Source organism: Bacillus sp. ISL-57, from assembly GCF_018613135.1.
GTDB classification, from domain to species: Bacteria; Bacillota; Bacilli; order Bacillales; family DSM-1321; genus Peribacillus; species Peribacillus frigoritolerans.
The window spans coordinates 453,897-473,076 of sequence record NZ_JAGGQV010000004.1 but is presented as its reverse complement, the minus strand read 5'-3'; the positions used below and the strand labels follow the sequence as shown (position 1 = coordinate 473,076).

Here is a 19,180-nt window from a genome sequence, read left to right as displayed (position 1 = left end):
GCCCATCATCATGCCTGGTTGACCTCCGTTTTGGCCGCCCATCATCATGCCTGGCTGGCCTCCGTTTTGGCCGCCCATCATCATGAATCCATCTGATTCTACTGACTCATCATCAAATTGATATTGCATATCCATTCCCATCTGAGACTCGTTAGGTGACATCCCAGCGTATGGGGCCTGTTGCTGTGATTGAACGGATTGATATTGGTGATAATCCGGGTGGTGATGTGCATTGGCATCCATCCCTTGGTTCCCTTGATACTGCCCCTTCACTTCCGGTCCATAAGTTCCAAGTAGGCCCTTATTACAGCCGCAATCTTCCTCTTCCTCACCGGCAGTCTGTGAAAACTGAGGGAAGTTTTGATTGTAGGAAGGTGATTCGCCTGGTGACTCATAATCTTGTTGCATATATGAACCTGCTTGAGGTTGTTGATTCATCCCTCCATAATAATGGTGCGGAACCGGTGCGGAGGCTTGATATGGATAGTATTGCTGGCTTGGTGCATTCATGCTCGCCCCTTGGACAAATCCATGATCCATCATTTGCATGTCAGAAGATTCTTCCCAAATATCAGAACTCTCTTCCATCATTTGATAACCATGCATTTCCGGAGCCCCCTGATACCCTTGAACGCCTTGGTATGGGGCTTGCATGCCTTGCATGTGCATATGCGCCCACGGTGGCGGTTGAATGCAATAGCCGCTTCCAGGCAAGATTGGCGTTACTGGAATACAGTCATCCACTGGCTCATCCTGAGCTGACTGTACAGCTGGCTTTTTCTTCTTCTTTTTAGTGACTGCAGGCTCTTCTTTTTTCTTTGGTAAAGGCGGTGGTGCAGGAGGCTTTTGCACACTCATATTGGTCATGTTGGCCATATAATAATTATTGACATCGATCTCCGGAATTACCGGCATAGGCACCGGCATTTCTTTTGGAACGACTTTTTGCTTTTCTTTAATGATAGGCTTTGGCTGAATGATTTGCTGCTCTTTTTTTGGTTTTTGAACGATTGGTTGCTCTTTTATAGGCTGTTGAAATTTCGGTTGCTCTTTTACCGGCTGTTGAAATTTTGGCTGTTCTTTCACCGGTTGTTGAAATTTCGGCTGCTCTTTTACCGGTTGTTGAAATTTCGGCTGCTCTTTTACCGGCTGTTGAAACTTCGGCTGTTCTTTTACAGCCGGTTTTTGCATGTTTTGCTGCTCTTTCATAGGTGCTGGCTGAGCCTGATACGGTTGAATTTGGGATTCTTTCATTCCCGGCTGAATATTCACGTTTGGTTTACCCGTTTCTTTTATTACAGCTCCGGATGTCCCTGGAATTTTAATTTTCATTCCGGGCATCATCATGTCCGGGTTGCTCAATTGCGCGTTAACTTTTTTAAGTTCTTCAAAACTGACGCCGTATTTTTTGGCGAGTTTCCAAAGTGTATCGCCTTTTTGGACTATATGAATTTTCACGCTGTTAACCCCTCCTGTGCATATGTCCATATATTCTATGAAGCAGTGGGTGAAATGCTATTATTTTTATCATGAAAACTTATGCGTGAAAAATGACTTTTATGATTGGTTCAATGATTTAGGGACATGGAAGCTACTTTTTGGAGAAGAAATAAATGATATGACATCTTAAAAAAGGAGATTCCATTGCATTCATCCTAGAAAGGAAGCAATGGTTTTTTAGTTATGTTCTGAAATCCTTCTTTCAAGCTTCTGTCTAAACTTAGTGAGATACGGGTATAAGAAAGTAAATGGCCTAAGGCTTTGTCTTCAGGTACTTATCTTACATTCCTGGGGGGAATAATAATGAAATGGAAAGGTAGAAAGGGCAGCTCGAATGTCGAGGACAAAAGAGGGATGACTGGAAAAGGCATGGCAGGAATCGGCGGAGGGGTCGGATTGGTAATTGTCTTGATCGTAACTCTCCTTGGCGGTAATCCAAGTGATTTACTGGGCAGCTTGAATTCTACTGAACCGAACAATGGCAACTCTTATGTCGAAACGGATGAAGAGAAGGAGCTTGCGCAGTTCGTATCTGTCGTCCTTGCAGAAACGGAGCAGGTCTGGACAGAAGAATTCCGTAAAAATGGACTGGAATATAAGGAACCTACCCTTGTCCTGTATTCAGGAAGTGTCGAATCGGCATGCGGGATGGCAGCTTCTTCGGTAGGGCCATTTTATTGTCCTGGTGACATGAAACTATATATTGATCTCAGCTTTTATCAAGAGTTGAAGCAAGAATTCCAGGCACCCGGGGATTTCGCCATGGCCTATGTCATTGCCCACGAGGTCGGACATCATGTTCAGACACTTTTAGGAACAACGGAAAAGGAAATGCCAGATCGGTCAATGGTCAGCGAGACTGAATATAATAGGCATTCTGTCCGTCTTGAATTACAGGCAGATTATTTGGCTGGAGTTTGGGCAAATCATGTCCAAGGAAAGAATTTGCTTGAAGAAGGCGATCTTGAGGAAGCCTTGAATGCTGCAAGTGGTGTGGGAGATGACCGTATCCAAAAAAAGGCTCAGGGGTACGTGGTTCCAGACAGCTTTACGCACGGTACATCCGAACAGAGAAAACGGTGGTTCAATAAAGGATTTAAATCCGGTGATATGAATGAAGGCAATACTTTTAAAGCGAATAACCTTTAAAAGTGCTTACTTGTTCCGAAACATAAAAAAAGGGGGAGCTTGTCCCCCTTCCGCCGACTGTCTGCCAAGCGTCTATGGGTCTCGGCTAGCCAGTTATTCGGCAGGAGTGTCGCAAATTTCTTCAATCCTGAGTTTCACTTTAAAAAAGTAAAAATTACTCGGTCTTGATTTAAAATCATGGCAATAATCCCATGATAAAATTGCATTCGGGATAAGACCATTCAATCCTCATTAGGCCGGCTTACCAAACAGGCGTTCCACCCCTCTGTTTCTTATGATTCAAAGTCTTTTGCACTGACTCAAACGCGTTCCAGCATTCTGTTTAATGCTAGGATGGCATTATCCGCAATGTTCTTCTCCACTTTTATCGGATTGATGATGATACCTTCTTCAATGGATTCAAGCGCCCATAGCAGGTGAGGCAGATCAATCCGGTTCATTGTAAGACATGGACACATATTCGGATTTAATGAGATGATGTTCTTGTCAGGATTATTGGCGATAAGACGCTTGACAAGGTTCATTTCCGTACCAATTGCCCAAGAACTACCTGGTTCGGCTTTTTCAATCATATTTATGATGTACGATGTCGAACCCGCATAATCTGACAGGGCGACTACCTCGCGGCGGCATTCGGGATGAACGATGATATTCATTTCAGGCTGCTCCGCTCTAAGCGTTTCAATATTCGCCGTAGTGAAATTTTCATGGACTGAACAATGTCCTTTCCAAAGAAGTACCTTCAGATCTTCCAGTTCCCCTTCATAGATCAATTCATCCTTATGCGGGTCCCAGACAGCCATTTCATTCAATGGGATTCCAAGGTCAAAGGCGGTATTCCTCCCAAGATGCTGATCGGGAAGAAAAAGGATTCTTTCTTTTTGCGAGAGGGCCCACGAGACCATCCCTTGTGCATTGGAAGACGTCACCGTCGCCCCGCCATTTTTCCCTACAAAAGCTTTGATGGCCGCAGTGGAATTCACATAAGTTAGCGGAAGGATCGTATCGCCAAAAAGATCCTGAAGCTTTGTCCACGCCCGTTCCGTTTGTTCAATATCGGCCATATCCGCCATGGAGCAGCCTGCACGCATATCAGGAAGGATAACCGTCTGCCCTTCTTCCGTCAAAATATCCGCTGTTTCAGCCATGAAATGCACGCCGCAAAACACGATATAATCCGCTTCACGATTTTGCGCGGAAAGCTGGGCCAATTGAAGTGAATCCCCCGTTGAATCCGAAAATTGAATGACTTCCTCCCGTTGATAATGATGGCCTGGGATATACAGACGGTTCCCCAGTCGTTTCTTGATGCCATGGACCCGATTCTCCATCTCTTCCTTTGTCATCGTTTTATACTTTTCAGGCAATGTATTTCCTGCTGTTTTAGCCATCTCCAATATGTTCATTTCAATATCCCCTCCTGCTCTTTGACCTTTGCGCTAATATCCAGTGCTCTGACACTGTGCGTCAAGCTGCCCAACGAAATATAATCTACCCCTGTTTCCCGATATGAGGCTAGATTGTCTAAATGGATTCCTCCAGAAGCTTCAGTAATGATGTGGGCGGGAACCAATTTGATCAGTTGCTTGATTTCTTCGGGACTCCGGTTATCGAACATGATGATATCTGCACCGGCTTCCACTGCTTCAAGCACCTGTTGTGGTGATTCCGTTTCCACTTCCACTTTAGTGGTATGTCCCAGTTTGGATTTTACCGTTTGTACCGCTTTCGTTATGGACCCAGCGAAAGAAATATGGTTGTCCTTTATCATGACTGCATCATATAAACCATAACGGTGATTGAATGCCCCGCCTGAACGGACCGCATATTTTTCAAGCATCCGCAGGCCTGGTGTAGTTTTCCTCGTATCACAAGCTCTCGTCTTCGTCCCCGCTAATATCATGGCCGCTTTATGAGCCTGTGTCGCAATGCCGGACATACGCTGCACCAAATTCAAAACGACCCGTTCCCCTTTTAAAAGGGAGGCCATATCGCCGGTCATTTTTGCAAGCTGCTGTCCTTCTTCGAATACTTCGCCATCTTGAACAAAAAGGAAAACCTCTATTTGCTCATCCAGCAATGCAAACCCCGTCTTGATGACGTCCCCTCCACTGAAGACCCCGCCTTCTTTTGCGATGAATGTCAAGGTTCCTTGTTCACCTTGATCAAAAATCGTATCACTCGTTACATCGCATTCCCCTATATCTTCCATTAAAAATTGTTGCAGCATCTGCTTAAGCTTCAATATATTCATATAGTTGTCTCCCTTTCACTCGGTTTTTTACATCCGTGCAAGCAAGGATAACCGAATTATCAAGCCATTGGGTGTCATCTTCGCTTGGATAGTCACTGCGGAAATGACCGCCCCTGCTTTCCGTCCTGGTCAATGCGGATTCTGCAATCAGCCACGCCACAATAATGGCATTGATTTTCGTTATTTCCTGTATCGGTAATGCCGTCACTTCCATTTGCAGCAATTTTTCGATATTAAACGTTTCAAGATAATCCTTCAGTCGAGTTAAACCCGCTTCATTTCGAACGATTCCCGCCTCGTTCATTAATTTTTCCTGCAATGTCGTGAAATCAGGTAAAAAGGAAATTTGGCTGGAACACTTGTACTGCTCTTTTTCTTGCGGTATCGACCTTGACGCCACTTTAGCAAGGAAACGGCCTAGCGTATTTCCAAAAACCAGTCCTTCGAGAAGGGAGTTGCTTGCCAATCGGTTTGCACCATGTACACCAGTGCATGCCACTTCACCAACTGCATACAAAGAGGGTACTGAGGTTTGACCCGATTCATCCACTTCAATCCCTCCCATTAGAAAATGGTTTCCAGGTGCAACCGGAATTTTACCCAATTCAAGGTCCAGCCCGCTTTTTTCACATAATGAGGTAACTGTCGGAAAACGATTTTTAAAATCCTTAATCATCGAAATATCCAAAAATACCTTTTCACCGCGCTGTATATAAGAAAAGATCGTCTGTGCAACAACATGCCTTGGTGCTAGATCCTTCAAGCCATGGACATCCTCCATGATTGGCTTTCCCATTTCCGTCACTAATCTCGCACCATCCCCGCGAACCGCTTCAGAAACCAGGCCTTTCGCTTGGCCATTTACAAAAAGCAGAGTCGGATGGAACTGTATGAATTCCATGTCACGAACTTTTGCACCAGCCTTGAATGCAAGTGCGATTCCATCACCTGAAACCGTTTGTGAATTTGAAGTGAAATGGTATAGGGAGCCACAGCCGCCTGTTGCCAAAACAGTCTGTTCAGCATGATAGGTTACGAGTTCCCCTGCCCTATCAAGTGTTTTAACGCCTATGCAAGAATCATCTTTCCCGATAATCAACTCCACTGCAGTAACATTCTCCATCACAGTAACCGATGATTTTTTCAAGCAGCCTATAAGATGTTCCATGATGTACTTTCCGGTAGCATCACCGTGACTATGGAGGATTCTTCGTTCACTGTGGGCGCCCTCCATGCCAAGCAATAGAGTTCCGTCATGATCATGGTCAAATTGCATACCCGATTCTATAAGTTCAGCTATAACCGAAGGTGCCTCTTCGACGAGCTTTTCCACTGCCTTCACTTTGTTATATCTCTGACCAGCCGCCAGCGTATCTTTTTTATGTAAGGATACTCTGTCACGATCAGATATTGCAGCAGCAATCCCGCCCTGAGCTAAATATGAATTACCATGACGAATATTCGATTTTGTGATGAGTATCACATGCTTATGCTCACTTGCTTCCAATGCCGTTTTCAAGGCAGCAATCCCGCTGCCTATCACGATGATTTCCGCTTTTACCATTATTTCATTCCTCCTGTTTATGACAGGTGTCTTGACAACTATATTTACATATTATTAAACTATTATCAAGAGTTTTTTAAGATTAAAGGATGGAAGTGATTTCTTGATTTATTTGGATTACGCCGCTACAACACCGATTGACGAGGAGGCTCTCGACGTATTCAGCCAAGCATCCCGGAAGTTTTTCGGGAATGCGAGCAGTTTGCATGATATTGGCTCTGAAGCGGCACGTTTATTGGATATGTCACGGCAGCAACTCGCAGAAATGCTGAACATAAAAAAGGAAGGAATCATCTTTACGAGCGGCGGATCAGAAAGCAACATGCTTGCGATAAATACATTCATCGCTTCGAAACCATCCTGGCAGAACCATTTGATTGTAAGCCGGACTGAACATGCATCTCTTGCCAATTTCGTCGAAAAGCTTGAACAAGATGGCTTCGAGGTTACTTATTTACGGCATTTGGAAGATGGCCGTGTTGATATTGGACATCTGCAGGAATCCATGTCGGAGAGAACATGCTTAGTCATTGTCCAACATGTGAATTCGGAAATCGGGGTCATTCAACCCATTGAGCAAATAAGTGAAATCGTTCGAAAACACCAGGCTTTTTTTCATGTGGATTGCGTCCAATCATTTGCTAAATTACCGCTTGGCAAGATAGCCGCCTCATGTGATGGACTATCCGTTTCCAGTCATAAAGTTTATGGTCCAAAAGGGACCGGGGCCGTCATTTTCCCGGCCATCCATCAGTTGAAGGCTTCGGTACCGAATATCACTCATGAATATGGTTTCAGACCAGGAACAGTGGACGTCCCCGCGATAGCTTCCTTCGTGACCGCTGCTAAGAAATTAGGAGACATCATGGAAGATGAACGAAAACGGATTTCCGCACTTAGGACGCAATTGATTCAACGGCTGACGGATTTGAAAATCGATTTTCAAATCATCGAAGCAAAATACGAGCAATTGCCTCACATACTGGCACTGACCTTCGCAGGATTGCAAGGACAGTACATCATGCTGGAATTAAACCAGAAAGGATTCGCCGTTTCGACGGGAAGCGCCTGCCAAATCGGTAAACAGGATCCTTCAAAAACGATGATGGCCATTGGAAAAAGCGAAGATGAAGCCCATCAATTCGTCCGCTTTTCCTTTGGCAAAAACACGACAACCGGCGACATTCACAAGTTGGCGGACTGCATCGAAGGAATAGCTTCCATTCGATAAACCCCTCCAATCTGTGTTAGAATGTTTGTAATTAAAGAGGTGAATGTTTATGGAAAGAAAGAAACTACTTGGGGAAGAAAGACGGACGAAACTCTTACATTTATTGCAAACAAGCACGGAGCCTGTAACGGGCAGCGAGCTTTCGCAAATAACGAATGTAAGCCGGCAGGTTATCGTTGGTGACATAACCCTCCTGAAAGCGCGGAATGAACCTATCATTGCCACAAGCCAAGGCTATCTGTACCTACAAACGGGGAGCACGCAGAAGCCGGAAAGGATCATTGCTTGCCAGCACGATCCTTCCCGGACCCAAGAAGAACTATATTTACTAGTGGATATCGGCATCACGGTGAAAGATGTCAAAATCGAGCACCCCGTATACGGCGACCTAACCGCTTCCATCATGGTCAGCAGCCGTAAGGAGGTCCAGCAATTCCTTTCAAGGGTGACGGCAACGAATGCATCGTTTTTATCGGAACTGACGAGCGGCATCCATCTCCATACACTGAGCGCATCATCTGAAGAACTGCTCGACGAAGCGGAGTGCGCTTTGAGGGATGCCGGCATTTTAGTCGATTGAATGAACGAAAAATCCTCAAAAGATAGGGCTTTTGAGGATTTTTTTTATGGACTCTCATGCTCACTCAGCATTGGAGTTGCTTTCATTTGAGCTTCCATTCCCGGAGTTTTCATCTTCGTTACTTCTCAACTGCCCTATAAGGCTAATGACGGAACCGACCGCCTGTACCCAGCCCCCCACCACTTGAATTAATTCTGCATCAGATGGCTTCTCTTCCAAATTAGGATATTGATATTTTTGCTGTTCCTGCTCCTTATCTTGTTCTTCTTGTTCTTGATCCTTATCTTGGTCTTTTTCCAGAATGCTATTTTTAAGTTCGGCAATTCCACCCATCGCTTGCATCGAATTCCCAATCGCCTGCAACAAATTTCCCGTAGCATTGAAGGCCTGTTCCGGTTCATCCGGATTTTCGTATGCCCCCGCCAAAGCGGTTCCTCCTCCCAACGCTTGAATCAGATTGCCTTTGATGATTAATTCCTGTTTCGTTATTTCATCAAAATCAATGACTAAGCCTAAGATAACAGTCGAATTTCCGATTGCCTGTATTATATTCCCGAATTTATCTAGAGACCAGGTTTCTTCCGCGTCGGCCAATAAGGCATTTCCTGTTGCTTGAAGTTCATTTCCAATCAAATCCAAGTTATTACGAAATTCTTCGTCCAAGACATAGGAGGGTGTACCCGCTATAGCAGAAATGACAGTTCCTATCGCTTGAATCCAAGAACCGAAAGTTTCTTTGAATTGATTATCCATCTCTGCTGACCACCACCCTCTCCCCGCATTTTTGATTAAAAAGGTGCATCCACTGAATTAGTTTTCATAATATGTATTGCCAGTTCCACATGTGGCCCACCGAGATTTACTTATTGTATTTGCTTCCAGCACAATCGGTGTTTGTTTTTCATCCAGAATCATAGGCACTTTTTATCATGAAAAACTTCGCACCTTCCCAAAATCCAATAAACCTGCCTATTGCTATATATTTCATCAAATGACAGCCCACCATTTTAGGAACTTGTACACAAGGGAAATACAAATCTTAACGAACACAAAAAATGCCCTGGAAATAATTCCGGGGCACCCTTCTTATTCATTGTACTCAGCTTTTAACATTCATCGTTGCGGTACACCAGTTTGGACTTTAAAGCATGTATAGCTTCCCATGATCGATACCGTACATCCTAAGGCCTCGAGCTCAGAGATCGCTCCTGGGATGAGGACATCGTCAAGGGACATTTCGATGTCGATGATGAAGAAGTAATTGCCCAATCCTGTTTTCATGGGTCTTGATTCAATCTTGGAAAGGTTAAGTTTCCTCCAGGAAAAAGCGGAAAGCACTTGGTGCAGCTGCCCTGAATGGTCGGCAGGCAGTTGAATCATCAAGGTCGTTTTCTTGTCCCCTTCAACGGTCAAATGCCCTTCATAGTCGACTTCACTGTTGGATATGACGATAAACTTGGTGTGATTATGTTCATAATCGTGAATATTTTGTTTTACAATCGTCAAACCGTACTCCTCCGCAGCCATATCATTTGCAATCGCAGCAATATTGATATCGGGATTCTCCAACACCATCTTCGCAGCGGCTGCTGTGGATGTCACATACTCATACGGAATGCCCCTTAGCTCATTATGTAGGAATTTGCGGCATTGAGCGATGGCATGGGAATGTGAATAAACCATGTCAGGTTTGAAACCAGGATATGCATGATCCGGGTGCACCATATAATGCTGTTGGATTGGAATCGTCACTTCGCCTTTCATCGGCAATGTGACTTCATGGACTAAGTAATCCATCGTTATATTTACCGAACCCTCCAAAGCATTCTCGATCGGCACGAGCGCGTGATTCACTTCCCCGTCCCGAACAGCATCAAGGCAGTCCGGAATCGTGTTCATCGGTATTTTTATATCATTAGGAAATAGTCGCGATACAGCTAAATCCGTGAACGTTGCTTTTGGTCCAAGAAATGCAATTTTTGCTGTCATATTATAAACTCCTTCTCACGGAAAATCTATTGTTTATGTTATGCCATTTTCTGATTTTTTACAATAGTTAATCGTTAATTTCCTCTTACAAATGAAAACAGCCTGTACATGTGTAATGTACAGGCTGTTTTCATGCGCCGTTACCAATGATTTCGACTTTTTCGACGAACTCCATTTTACGCAGTTTAGTGAGCAGTTCATTAATATCCATCGTCATCCCACCCGTATTCAGGGATAGGGTGACATTTGCACGTCCCTGTAAAGGAATCGTTTGGTGGATGGTCATGATGTTGCAACCGGATGAGGCGACGAGCCGTAAAAGCTCCGATAGAGTACCAGAACGATCTTCAAGATAGAAGAACAGTGTAATCAGCTTTTCCTTAACAACTGTATGAAACGGAAAAACCGTGTCACGGTATTTGTAAAAAGCACTCCTGCTTAGGTCCACTCGCTGTACCGCTTCCCAAACTGATTCCGCTTTTCCCCGTTCGATCATTTCTTTTGCATCCAGCGTTTTTTTCATCGCTTCGGGAAGGACATCCTCTCGAACGAGGAAAAATTTCTGATCGGACTTATTCAAACTCCGCACGCCTCCTTTTGCCTGCCATCATGGTCTCCAATCAATCAACAAATTCAAATTCATATTCAAGGATACGGACGATATCGCCGTTTGTCGCACCTTTTTGGCGAAGGCCTTCGTCGACTCCGAATGAACGAAGCTGTCTGGCGAACCGACGTATGGACTCTTCACGGGTGAAGTCAGTCATTTTGAATAGACGCTCGATCTTGAATCCTGATACGGCAAAGCTGCCATCGGGTTCGCGTTCAATGTTAAATTCATCCGACTGTGATGTATGTTTATATAGTACCCGGTGGATTCCAGTATTCTCTTCTTCATGTTCAAGAGGGAACTCAGGGGTCTCTTCGATTTTATCAGCGATTGCATAAAGAAGCTCACGGATCCCTTCACGCGTCACGGCAGAAATCGGGAAGACAGGATAGTCTTCTTCCAGCTTTTCTTTGAAAGCAGCTAAGTTATCTTCTGAATCCGGCATATCCATTTTACTTGCTACAATGATTTGCGGACGTTCAGTCAAGCGCAGGTTATACTCTTCCAATTCTTTATTGATTGTTTGGTAGTCTTCATATGGATCCCGGCCTTCAAGACCCGACATATCGATTACATGAACAATTACCCTCGTTCTTTCAATATGGCGCAGGAATTGATGTCCAAGTCCCACTCCTTCTGAAGCGCCTTCGATCAGACCAGGTAAATCGGCCATGACGAAGCTGCGGTGATCTTCCGTTTCCACCATTCCGAGGTTCGGTACGATCGTTGTAAAATGATATTCGGCAATTTTAGGCCTAGCTGCGGATACGACAGAAAGCAAAGTGGATTTCCCTACACTTGGGAAACCAACCAAACCGACATCAGCCAACAGTTTCAATTCCATGACGATATCGCGTTCTTGGCCGGGTTCGCCATTCTCCGCGATTTCAGGTGCAGGATTTGCAGGCGTGGCAAAACGGGAATTTCCCCGGCCTCCGCGGCCACCTTTGGCGATAACGGCGCGTTGTCCATGCTCAACTAAATCAGCAATGACTTCCTTCGTTTTATCATCGATGACAACGGTGCCAGGTGGAACCTTGATGACCATATCTTTTGCAGCCGCACCATGCATGTTTTTGGACATGCCATGTTCTCCGCGAGGTGCCTTAAAGTGACGTTGGTAACGGAAATCCATTAATGTACGCAAGCCCTCTTCCACTTCAAATACGACATTGGCCCCATTACCGCCATCTCCGCCAGCCGGTCCGCCTTTAGGTATGAATTTCTCACGACGATAAGCAACTATCCCGTTACCACCGTCTCCGCCTTTTACATAGACTTTCGTTTGATCGACAAACATGCTATCACTTCCTTGTTTTCTGCAAGTCAATTCTTGCTGTATACTTCTCTAAAAGTTAATATCCATCTTAAAAAATATTTCATCCTCATTACATTCAAGAATTTCAATTGATTGCTCGGCCGTTAATGAACTTTCCAAAAACTCGATCACTGGGGATTGATCAATGAACCTGCCTTGCATATGAAATGTACAGTGCATATCGCTCACTTCTTTTTTACACATAGAAACAGCCAGTATATTTTCAAAAAACGGATCCAGGTTTTTATCCAGAATCTTGAAGAAATCGCATGTCCAGCGATACATCAGCCCGTCCATCTCGGTTGAGCCTTCGAAAACATCAATGATTTCATATTCGCAATAAAATGATCCATTATTCCAATTCGACGTCAACAGCATCTCGGTGAACTTAGGTAAATTCAAACTGGAAAGTCGTGCTTCATTCTGGGTTTCAACAATGATTTCATCAATGATGCCCTTGACACGATCAATTCTGTTCAACTCCAGATTCCCTTTGATGATTTGAATTTTATTCAGCCAGTCATGCCTGGTTTGACGCAGAGTTTCAATAGTCGTCCAATTTTTATCCATTATTAACACCTTCAATTATGATAAAGAAACTTTTTTCAGCTCTATCATGTTGAATACTTCCATTTGTACAGTATATCAAAAAAACAACAAACAGGAAATGAAGCTCGATTCACATGCCTTCACATGAAAGCCCCCGTCCAAAAAATACAGCCGCACACCCTGAGTTCTTTGGACGATGGTAGAGCCATTTGAACTAAAAAAGAGAATGGGCCTTATTTATGCACCAATTGGAGATATTATAGTTGAATTGGAGTGTCTATTTGGTTTAACCAAATCGGATGGATGAATAATCTTGGATTTCCCCCCTGAAAGTTTAAGAAAGCCCGCCTATTGGCGAGCCTTTTGTAAGTCAGAGGTTGTTTCCTTATACTAATGACTAAAGTCTCCTGCAAAATGCTGGTTCGTTCCTATAGTATAAATAAAGGGCCGGACCCCTTCATCACTATATAGCATACCATTATTAAAAATGACGCGGTATATAGTGTCTTGTAGAAGGAATCAGACCCTTTTGAGTCAGCCTCTGTTCAAAGATGCCAATTATGCTTCTTGTGCAACTGGATATACGCTTACTTTTTTACGGTCACGTCCGAAACGTTCGAATTTAACAACACCGTCTACTTTAGCGTATAGAGTATCGTCTCCACCACGGCCTACGTTCTCACCTGGATAGATTTTTGTTCCGCGTTGACGGTAAAGGATAGAACCACCAGATACGAATTGACCATCTGCACGTTTAGCGCCAAGACGCTTGGAGATTGAGTCACGTCCGTTCTTTGTAGAACCTACTCCTTTTTTCGAAGCGAAGAACTGAAGATCTAATCTTAACATTTGTTCCACCTCCTATTGGTTGAGGATAATTTTCATGTATTTACCATAATCACGTTCGATGGTTTGCAGTGATATGAGCATTCCGTTCAAAAGCAGCTGAACCTTCTCTTCCGATTCCGGCGAAAGATTCCCCGGAATGGCGCAGCGAAGATAGCCGCCTTCTCGCCCTTGCTCAATCTCAGGCTCTACGTCCGTTAAGGACATGATGGCATTGACTGCCCCGAAGGAAACAGCCGATACACCTGCACAAACGATATCAGAACCTTTTTTAGCAAAATTAGCATGTCCGCTTAAGGTGAACGAAGCAATCCGTTCCTGCGGAGCATCAAATACAACTTTGATCATCTAGAATCAGCCCTTACGCGTTGATTGCTTCGATAACAACTTTAGTGTATGGTTGACGATGACCTTGTTTTTTACGATTGTTTTTCTTCGCTTTGTATTTGAAAACAGTGATTTTCTTTTGCTTACCTTGTTTTTCGACAGTACCTGTTACAGTAGCGCCTTCAACTAGTGGAGCACCGACTTTCACGTCTTCGCCACCTACGAATAAAACTTTGTCAAATGTAACAGTTTCGCCTGCTTCTGCGTTTAATTTTTCAATGTAAACCGCTTCGCCAGCTGCTACTTTAATTTGTTTACCGCCAGTTTCGATAATTGCGTACATACTTGCACCTCCTTAAATGTCTCAGACTCGCCAATCACAGGCGTTTTACCAAAAAGGCAAAAGCTTAAAACCTGATGTTGAGCGGTTGTAGCACGGGTGCTACAAACATAACATTAAAATCCTACCATGAAACAGGAAAGGCTGTCAATATATTTATAACAATTCCCGCTCTTCACTCGAAAGCGCGCCCGATTTCCTGAATGCTTCCGAATCGCTTGATGGAATAGGCATTCGTCAAACCTGGGATAAAAGACAGGAATATCTTTTTAGCGATCAATTCCTCCAATGCCGGCCGATATGATTCCTTTTCACCAAGCAGCACGTCCGCCACCGCTTTACTGACCTCCACCCATACCGCTTCATCATCCGTCTTCCTGTGTTCCAGCAGTTCACGTTCCAACCGGAAGGCCACCGTTTCCGGGCTCTCGATTTTACCGCTTCCACTGCACACAGGGCAAGGCACCGTCGTCATTTCACTTAAAGACGGGGAGGTTCGCTTTCTCGTCATTTGTAAAATGCCCAGTTCCGTAAAACCGATGACCTGGATTCGCTTCTCATCCCTCATCGCTTCCTTTTTGACGATTTCGATGATTTCCTGCTTATGCCGGGACTGGTCCATATTGATGAAATCTATCAGGATGATTCCGCTGATATTCCTCAATCTCAGTTGACGGGCGACCTCTTTCGCCGCAGCCTGATTAACCGCAAACAATGTTGCTTCCTTCGCCACCTTGCCGGTGAACTTACCTGAATTGACATCGATTACGGTGAAAGCTTCCGTTTCTTCAAAAATTAAATATCCGCCATTATCAAGCCAAACGATTTTCTTGGCCATTTTCTCAACTTGCGCTTCCACATTCCATTCGGAAAAAATATTCTTGGTACCCGCTACATGGGATATTTCCCACTCCTTACGGTTTTCCTGTATCCACTTTTTCAACTCGCGATAGGCCTCGAAGTCATCGATGGCAAGTTCCCCGGTCACCGTTCCCGACATTTCGGAAATGATCATATCAAGGTATGCGTCCCTTTCATAGAGAAGGGACGGGGCCTTAAGGGACGCAGCCTTGACTTCAAGCCCTTTATGGAGCTCCCGCAATCCAGTTAACCTGTCAAGGAAGACCGATTCACTTTCGTTCTCCATCGAGGTGCGGACAATCAATCCTTCATCAGGATTTTTATGCTGCATGGCCGTTTCCCGCCATTGCTTCTGAAGACCGTCGTTTTTGAATTTCTTTGAAACACCAACATAATCTATTCCATGTATGTATACGAGGGACTCCGTTGAAAACTCGATCAGCCCCGTCAATTTAGCTCCTTTTGTTCCCGTTTCATCCCGCGTCACCTGAACTAGCAGCTTTTCTCCCTGACGGACAAATTGACCGATGGATGCTTTCCCATCACTTTTTTTTGTAAGCTGGAAAGAGGGAATCTCGTCACGGTGTAAAAAACCATTCTTCTCTGCACCATAATCAATGAAGGCGGCATCCATTCCCGGCAGCACCTTCGTCACCTTCCCAAGATAAATATTACCGACCGTACTGCGCTTTTGAGGCGGCATGATTTCAAGTTTACGTAAAACACCATTCTCAAGGACGGCCACTCTTTTTTCGCGTGAAGCCAGGTTCGCGATCATTTTTTTCATCAAAAAAAATCCTCTCCTCAATTTGAAGAAAGGATAACATATTTAATAAGAATATAATAGGTCGCCGATTTTCCCGTTCGTCATTTTCTCCGAAAAATAGGCATGAAGGATTTCCGTTTCATCCAACGAGCCGCTCTCTTTCCCGTTTTTCATGATGATGACGGGGTGTTTACAGCCGCGTTGAAACAGTTCCAGCACTTTATAAATCGGTTCTTGTGAATCCACCGATATCGGCTTCAGTTTCGCCAAATCATTCGTATGCCCGTAATGGCGCTGCAAAAGAAAGCGGATGAACGCGTAATACCTCTGCCGCCATTCCATGACGAGTGAGAGACTTATGAAAAAGATGATGAGCCAGATGTTCAAATTGAGCGGATCCAGTATGATCCAGGTCAAAAAAGCCAGGACAGCGAATACTGCAGAAAAATGAAGGGTATGTTTCTGTGCTTCCAAAAAGGTGCAGTATAGGGAAATACCGATGAATAACAAGCGTCCCCCGTCCAAGGGCCAAATTGGCAGCAGATTAAAAATCAGCAGCATGAGATTCATATACAAAAAGGGCTGATACAGCTCATATGGGATAATAGTAAAGAAATAGAGCAAAAAAGCTGCACCAATGAGCCAAACATGTTGAAGCGGACCGGCAAGCACCACCGCCAAATCCTCCTTCAAACTCTTATTTCCATACTCCTCAGTCTCGACAGCCCCGCCAAAAGGAAGCAGCTGGATTGACTTTATCCGCCATTTGAAGTGCTGGGCACAGACAGCATGCCCCATTTCATGAATGAAGACGATGAGCAGCAGCATCATCATTTCAACGAAATGGGCAGTGAGGATGGCGATGCCAATGACAAACCACAGTGTCGGGTGCACCCTGATTTTAAACAGTAACTTCGCATATTCACTCAAAGGAAATCACCTTTTTGGGATCGACGAAAGCATCATTTTCTTTTATCGCTAAATAAAATCTGCCCTTGGATCCATCTTCACTTAGTGTAACCTGTCCGACTTCATTGCCCTTTTTAACGAACTCATACAATTTCACATCAATTTCTTTCAGCTGCCCATACCAAGATTCAGTTTTATTGGCATGCTGAATGACTACCGTCTTTCCGATCCCCTCCTTTTCACCGGCAAAAATGACGACCCCTTCATTAACGGCCTCTACTTTTGAGCCTTTGCTCGTTTCCAATATGATTCCCTCACCGTTCGTCTCGAAGTTTTGGGCAATCTTCGCAGAAGCTGGCATTGCATATTCCTCATTCGAATCAACAGTTTCCGTATTGGCTTCATTCGGTAAAAAAGCGATTGGTTTACCAAACGCACTTTCGTACCAATTGGAGATTGAAGCGAACTGAAATTCCTTGTTCATGTTCTCCGTGACAAAACTTCTGGCAGGGTCCAGCCGCACAGAAGGGTGTTTGAACATCACCGCAACTATCAGGAACAGGCATACACTGGCAAGGATTTTAAAGAAAAAATATTCTTTCTTGAAGAGTGGATGATCTTTCTCGGAATACCCGTTATAAGAATCAATTCCATATGGTTCCTCATTGTTGATTTCCGTCCAACTGCCGCTTCCTGCCGGCTTATCATTAAACTTGCGTCTCTTGGCAATACGATTTCGGATATCTTTCCTGCGATCATCCATTCCAGATTCCCCTCCCTGCTCATGTCAAAGCGCTATATTACAACGTATGAGCAACTTGTCCAGACTATGACGGGGAAAAGCTGCACATCCTGAAAAATTTTTCCAATGAAAAAATCATCAGGAAACTAATGAATTTCCAAGGTGTTTCTGTATCGATTAAGAAAATCTAATAATTGAGATTGATATTGTTCCCTGAAATTTGTTATAATAAAGTGGTTTTAACATTATTGAGGGGGAACATTTTTTTATGTCAATCGAAATAGGCAGCAAAGTACAAGGTAAAGTAACAGGTATCACTAATTTTGGAGCATTCGTAGAATTACCAGGAGGCTCAACAGGTCTTGTGCATATCAGTGAGGTAGCAGATAGCTATGTAAAAGACGTAAATGACCATCTTAAAGTAGGCGACCAAATTGAAGTAAAAGTGATTAGTGAGAAAGACGGAAAAACTGCCTTGTCCATCAAAAAGGCTATAGATAGACCCGAAGGGCAAACCTCTTCTTATACCAAACGCCCACCACGCCAAGGGGATAGCCGTTCTAAAGATTTTCGTTCAAAAGGTAATTTCCAACCAAAGGAAAATTTCGAAGATAAAATGGTGCGCTTTTTAAAGACTAGCGAAGAAAATTTATCGACTCTTAAACGCAGCACTGAATCAAAACGCGGCGGCAGAGGCGGAAGACGCGGATAACCCGCTGCATTTCAGCATATAGAACAGGCAAGCCGGGATACGGCTTGCCTTTTTTATTTTCATGAAGTTCCATGCAAAAAAAAGCGAGGGCATCAAATGCTCCCGCTTCTTGACAAAAGAATATGGATTTACCGCACGCTAAAGAATTTTTTCAACTTGGACATGAAGCCCTTTGGTTCGCTGCCAATTGGAGTCAAGGGCACAGATTCACCAAGGATCCTTCTGGCAATGTTCCGATAGGCTAGCGAGACTCTATTGTCCGGATTGTAGGCAATGGGTTCCTTTTTATTCGCTGCCACAATGACCTGGTCATCATCAGGGATGACGCCGATCAAATCAATCTTAAGAAAATCGGCAACTCCATCGATATCCATTTCTTCATCCTCATGAAGCAAATGTCCGCGAATCCGGTTGATGATCAATTGAGGCGGTTCAATATGCTCTTCTTTTTCAAGCAAGCCAATAATACGGTCAGCATCCCTTACAGCCGGTCTCTCTGCCGTCGTAACGATAATCGCCTTGTCTGCCCCAGCTATGGCATTCCTGAACCCCTGTTCGATGCCTGCAGGGCAATCAATGATGACATAATCATAGTCAGGCTTCATATCGCTTATGAGTTTCCTCATCTGCTCTTCATTCACCACTGTTTTATCACTATTTTGCGGAGCTGGAAGCAAATAAAGCAAATCCTCGAAATGTTTATCCTTAATGAGCGCCTGGTGTATCTTGCAGCGCCCTTCGACCACATCGACCAAATCATAGATGATGCGATTCTCCAATCCCATGATCACATCCAAATTCCGAAGACCAATATCCGTATCAATCAAGCAAACCTTCTTGCCTAGAAGAGCTAAAGATGTTCCTAAATTGGCGGAGGTGGTCGTTTTCCCGACACCACCCTTACCGGATGTTATAACTATTGCCTCTCCCACG

20 protein-coding genes and 1 other annotated feature are annotated in these 19,180 nt (G+C 44.2%); of the genes, 4 read left to right on the top strand and 16 right to left on the bottom strand.

Annotated features, from left to right (window positions below):
• A partial coding sequence (gene safA / locus J7I90_RS10705) for a SafA/ExsA family spore coat assembly protein (protein WP_214771273.1) occupies nt 1–1,458 on the bottom strand: 1,458 nt, incomplete at its 3' end.
• 345 nt (nt 1,459–1,803) lie between these two features.
• Between safA and ypfJ the strand changes: the two genes are divergently transcribed.
• Nucleotides 1,804–2,649: a KPN_02809 family neutral zinc metallopeptidase gene (gene ypfJ / locus J7I90_RS10700; RefSeq protein WP_214771269.1), complete on the top strand. Its 846-nt coding sequence runs from the start codon at nt 1,804–1,806 to the stop codon at nt 2,647–2,649.
• Nucleotides 2,650–2,948: 299 nt separating this feature from the next.
• Here ypfJ and nadA read toward each other — a convergent pair whose 3' ends face one another.
• From nadA to nadB, 3 genes are read right to left on the bottom strand one after another with little or no spacing between them, the layout of a single operon-like run.
• Complete coding sequence (gene nadA / locus J7I90_RS10695) at nt 2,949–4,055, bottom strand: quinolinate synthase NadA (protein WP_214771267.1); 1,107 nt, start codon at nt 4,053–4,055, stop codon at nt 2,949–2,951.
• Nucleotides 4,052–4,903 carry a carboxylating nicotinate-nucleotide diphosphorylase gene (gene nadC, locus J7I90_RS10690; RefSeq protein ID WP_095395143.1) on the bottom strand — a complete coding sequence of 284 codons (852 nt, stop codon included), beginning with the start codon at nt 4,901–4,903 and terminating at the stop codon, nt 4,052–4,054. The genes nadA and nadC overlap by 4 nt, the downstream gene beginning before the upstream one ends.
• The gene (nadB, locus tag J7I90_RS10685; RefSeq protein WP_214771265.1) at nt 4,884–6,467 is read right to left on the bottom strand and encodes an L-aspartate oxidase; all 1,584 of its coding nucleotides are present in this window, start codon (nt 6,465–6,467) and stop codon (nt 4,884–4,886) included. Before nadB ends, nadC begins: the two co-directional genes overlap by 20 nt.
• A gap of 103 nt (nt 6,468–6,570) precedes the next feature.
• Here nadB and J7I90_RS10680 point away from each other — a divergent pair, with 103 nt between their 5' ends.
• Nucleotides 6,571–7,698, top strand: coding sequence for an IscS subfamily cysteine desulfurase (locus J7I90_RS10680; RefSeq protein ID WP_214771263.1), 1,128 nt, complete (start codon nt 6,571–6,573; stop codon nt 7,696–7,698).
• Between the two features lie 49 nt (nt 7,699–7,747).
• A complete protein-coding gene (locus J7I90_RS10675; protein ID WP_053535832.1) occupies nt 7,748–8,278 on the top strand; it encodes a transcription repressor NadR in 531 nt (176 codons plus the stop codon).
• 60 nt (nt 8,279–8,338) lie between these two features.
• On the opposite strand, the gene J7I90_RS10670 is transcribed toward J7I90_RS10675, so the two are convergent.
• The 11 genes from J7I90_RS10670 to J7I90_RS10620 form a co-directional block, all read right to left on the bottom strand.
• The gene (locus J7I90_RS10670) at nt 8,339–9,031 is read right to left on the bottom strand and encodes a DUF6944 family repetitive protein (protein WP_214771261.1); all 693 of its coding nucleotides are present in this window, start codon (nt 9,029–9,031) and stop codon (nt 8,339–8,341) included.
• Between the two features lie 360 nt (nt 9,032–9,391).
• Nucleotides 9,392–10,267, bottom strand: coding sequence for a prephenate dehydratase (gene pheA, locus J7I90_RS10665; protein WP_214771259.1), 876 nt, complete (start codon nt 10,265–10,267; stop codon nt 9,392–9,394).
• A 130-nt stretch (nt 10,268–10,397) separates the two neighbouring features.
• A complete protein-coding gene (locus J7I90_RS10660) occupies nt 10,398–10,847 on the bottom strand; it encodes an ACT domain-containing protein (protein WP_034308837.1) in 450 nt (149 codons plus the stop codon).
• A gap of 40 nt (nt 10,848–10,887) precedes the next feature.
• Nucleotides 10,888–12,177 carry a GTPase ObgE gene (gene obgE / locus J7I90_RS10655; protein ID WP_048688961.1) on the bottom strand — a complete coding sequence of 430 codons (1,290 nt, stop codon included), beginning with the start codon at nt 12,175–12,177 and terminating at the stop codon, nt 10,888–10,890.
• A gap of 48 nt (nt 12,178–12,225) precedes the next feature.
• The gene (locus tag J7I90_RS10650; RefSeq protein ID WP_214771257.1) at nt 12,226–12,765 is read right to left on the bottom strand and encodes a Spo0B domain-containing protein; all 540 of its coding nucleotides are present in this window, start codon (nt 12,763–12,765) and stop codon (nt 12,226–12,228) included.
• A gap of 537 nt (nt 12,766–13,302) precedes the next feature.
• A complete protein-coding gene (rpmA, locus tag J7I90_RS10645) occupies nt 13,303–13,593 on the bottom strand; it encodes a 50S ribosomal protein L27 (RefSeq protein WP_048688955.1) in 291 nt (96 codons plus the stop codon).
• Nucleotides 13,594–13,605: 12 nt separating this feature from the next.
• Nucleotides 13,606–13,938, bottom strand: a complete 333-nt coding sequence (locus tag J7I90_RS10640; RefSeq protein WP_048688952.1) for a ribosomal-processing cysteine protease Prp — start codon at nt 13,936–13,938, stop codon at nt 13,606–13,608.
• Between the two features lie 13 nt (nt 13,939–13,951).
• Complete coding sequence (rplU, locus tag J7I90_RS10635; protein WP_034308849.1) at nt 13,952–14,260, bottom strand: 50S ribosomal protein L21; 309 nt, start codon at nt 14,258–14,260, stop codon at nt 13,952–13,954.
• 13 nt (nt 14,261–14,273) lie between these two features.
• Nucleotides 14,274–14,357 (bottom strand) — a sequence feature (ribosomal protein L21 leader region).
• Nucleotides 14,358–14,432: 75 nt separating this feature from the next.
• Complete coding sequence (locus J7I90_RS10630) at nt 14,433–15,905, bottom strand: Rne/Rng family ribonuclease (RefSeq protein WP_214771254.1); 1,473 nt, start codon at nt 15,903–15,905, stop codon at nt 14,433–14,435.
• Nucleotides 15,906–15,947: 42 nt separating this feature from the next.
• Complete coding sequence (locus J7I90_RS10625) at nt 15,948–16,814, bottom strand: M50 family metallopeptidase (RefSeq protein ID WP_034308855.1); 867 nt, start codon at nt 16,812–16,814, stop codon at nt 15,948–15,950.
• Nucleotides 16,807–17,556 (bottom strand): M23 family metallopeptidase, encoded by a 750-nt coding sequence (locus J7I90_RS10620; RefSeq protein WP_214771252.1) that lies wholly within the window; start codon nt 17,554–17,556, stop codon nt 16,807–16,809. Before J7I90_RS10620 ends, J7I90_RS10625 begins: the two co-directional genes overlap by 8 nt.
• Nucleotides 17,557–17,803: 247 nt before the next feature.
• On the opposite strand from J7I90_RS10620, the gene J7I90_RS10615 reads away from it, so the two are divergent.
• The gene (locus J7I90_RS10615) at nt 17,804–18,247 is read left to right on the top strand and encodes a S1 domain-containing RNA-binding protein (protein ID WP_034308861.1); all 444 of its coding nucleotides are present in this window, start codon (nt 17,804–17,806) and stop codon (nt 18,245–18,247) included.
• Nucleotides 18,248–18,375: 128 nt separating this feature from the next.
• Here J7I90_RS10615 and minD read toward each other — a convergent pair whose 3' ends face one another.
• The gene (gene minD / locus J7I90_RS10610; RefSeq protein WP_034308862.1) at nt 18,376–19,179 is read right to left on the bottom strand and encodes a septum site-determining protein MinD; all 804 of its coding nucleotides are present in this window, start codon (nt 19,177–19,179) and stop codon (nt 18,376–18,378) included.
• Nucleotide 19,180 lies beyond the last annotated feature (1 nt).

What these genes read in the sequence shown, in the direction of transcription:
- ypfJ (WP_214771269.1), top strand. Translation starts at nt 1,804, where the DNA reads ATGAAATGGAAAGGTAGAAAGGGCAGCTCGAATGTCGAGGACAAAAGA.
- nadA (WP_214771267.1), bottom strand. Translation starts at nt 4,055, where the DNA reads ATGAACATATTGGAGATGGCTAAAACAGCAGGAAATACATTGCCTGAA.
- nadC (WP_095395143.1), bottom strand. Translation starts at nt 4,903, where the DNA reads ATGAATATATTGAAGCTTAAGCAGATGCTGCAACAATTTTTAATGGAA.
- nadB (WP_214771265.1), bottom strand. Translation starts at nt 6,467, where the DNA reads ATGGTAAAAGCGGAAATCATCGTGATAGGCAGCGGGATTGCTGCCTTG.
- J7I90_RS10675 (WP_053535832.1), top strand. Translation starts at nt 7,748, where the DNA reads ATGGAAAGAAAGAAACTACTTGGGGAAGAAAGACGGACGAAACTCTTA.
- J7I90_RS10670 (WP_214771261.1), bottom strand. Translation starts at nt 9,031, where the DNA reads ATGGATAATCAATTCAAAGAAACTTTCGGTTCTTGGATTCAAGCGATA.
- pheA (WP_214771259.1), bottom strand. Translation starts at nt 10,267, where the DNA reads ATGACAGCAAAAATTGCATTTCTTGGACCAAAAGCAACGTTCACGGAT.
- obgE (WP_048688961.1), bottom strand. Translation starts at nt 12,177, where the DNA reads ATGTTTGTCGATCAAACGAAAGTCTATGTAAAAGGCGGAGACGGTGGT.
- J7I90_RS10650 (WP_214771257.1), bottom strand. Translation starts at nt 12,765, where the DNA reads ATGGATAAAAATTGGACGACTATTGAAACTCTGCGTCAAACCAGGCAT.
- rpmA (WP_048688955.1), bottom strand. Translation starts at nt 13,593, where the DNA reads ATGTTAAGATTAGATCTTCAGTTCTTCGCTTCGAAAAAAGGAGTAGGT.
- J7I90_RS10640 (WP_048688952.1), bottom strand. Translation starts at nt 13,938, where the DNA reads ATGATCAAAGTTGTATTTGATGCTCCGCAGGAACGGATTGCTTCGTTC.
- rplU (WP_034308849.1), bottom strand. Translation starts at nt 14,260, where the DNA reads ATGTACGCAATTATCGAAACTGGCGGTAAACAAATTAAAGTAGCAGCT.
- J7I90_RS10630 (WP_214771254.1), bottom strand. Translation starts at nt 15,905, where the DNA reads ATGAAAAAAATGATCGCGAACCTGGCTTCACGCGAAAAAAGAGTGGCC.
- J7I90_RS10620 (WP_214771252.1), bottom strand. Translation starts at nt 17,556, where the DNA reads ATGGATGATCGCAGGAAAGATATCCGAAATCGTATTGCCAAGAGACGC.
- J7I90_RS10615 (WP_034308861.1), top strand. Translation starts at nt 17,804, where the DNA reads ATGTCAATCGAAATAGGCAGCAAAGTACAAGGTAAAGTAACAGGTATC.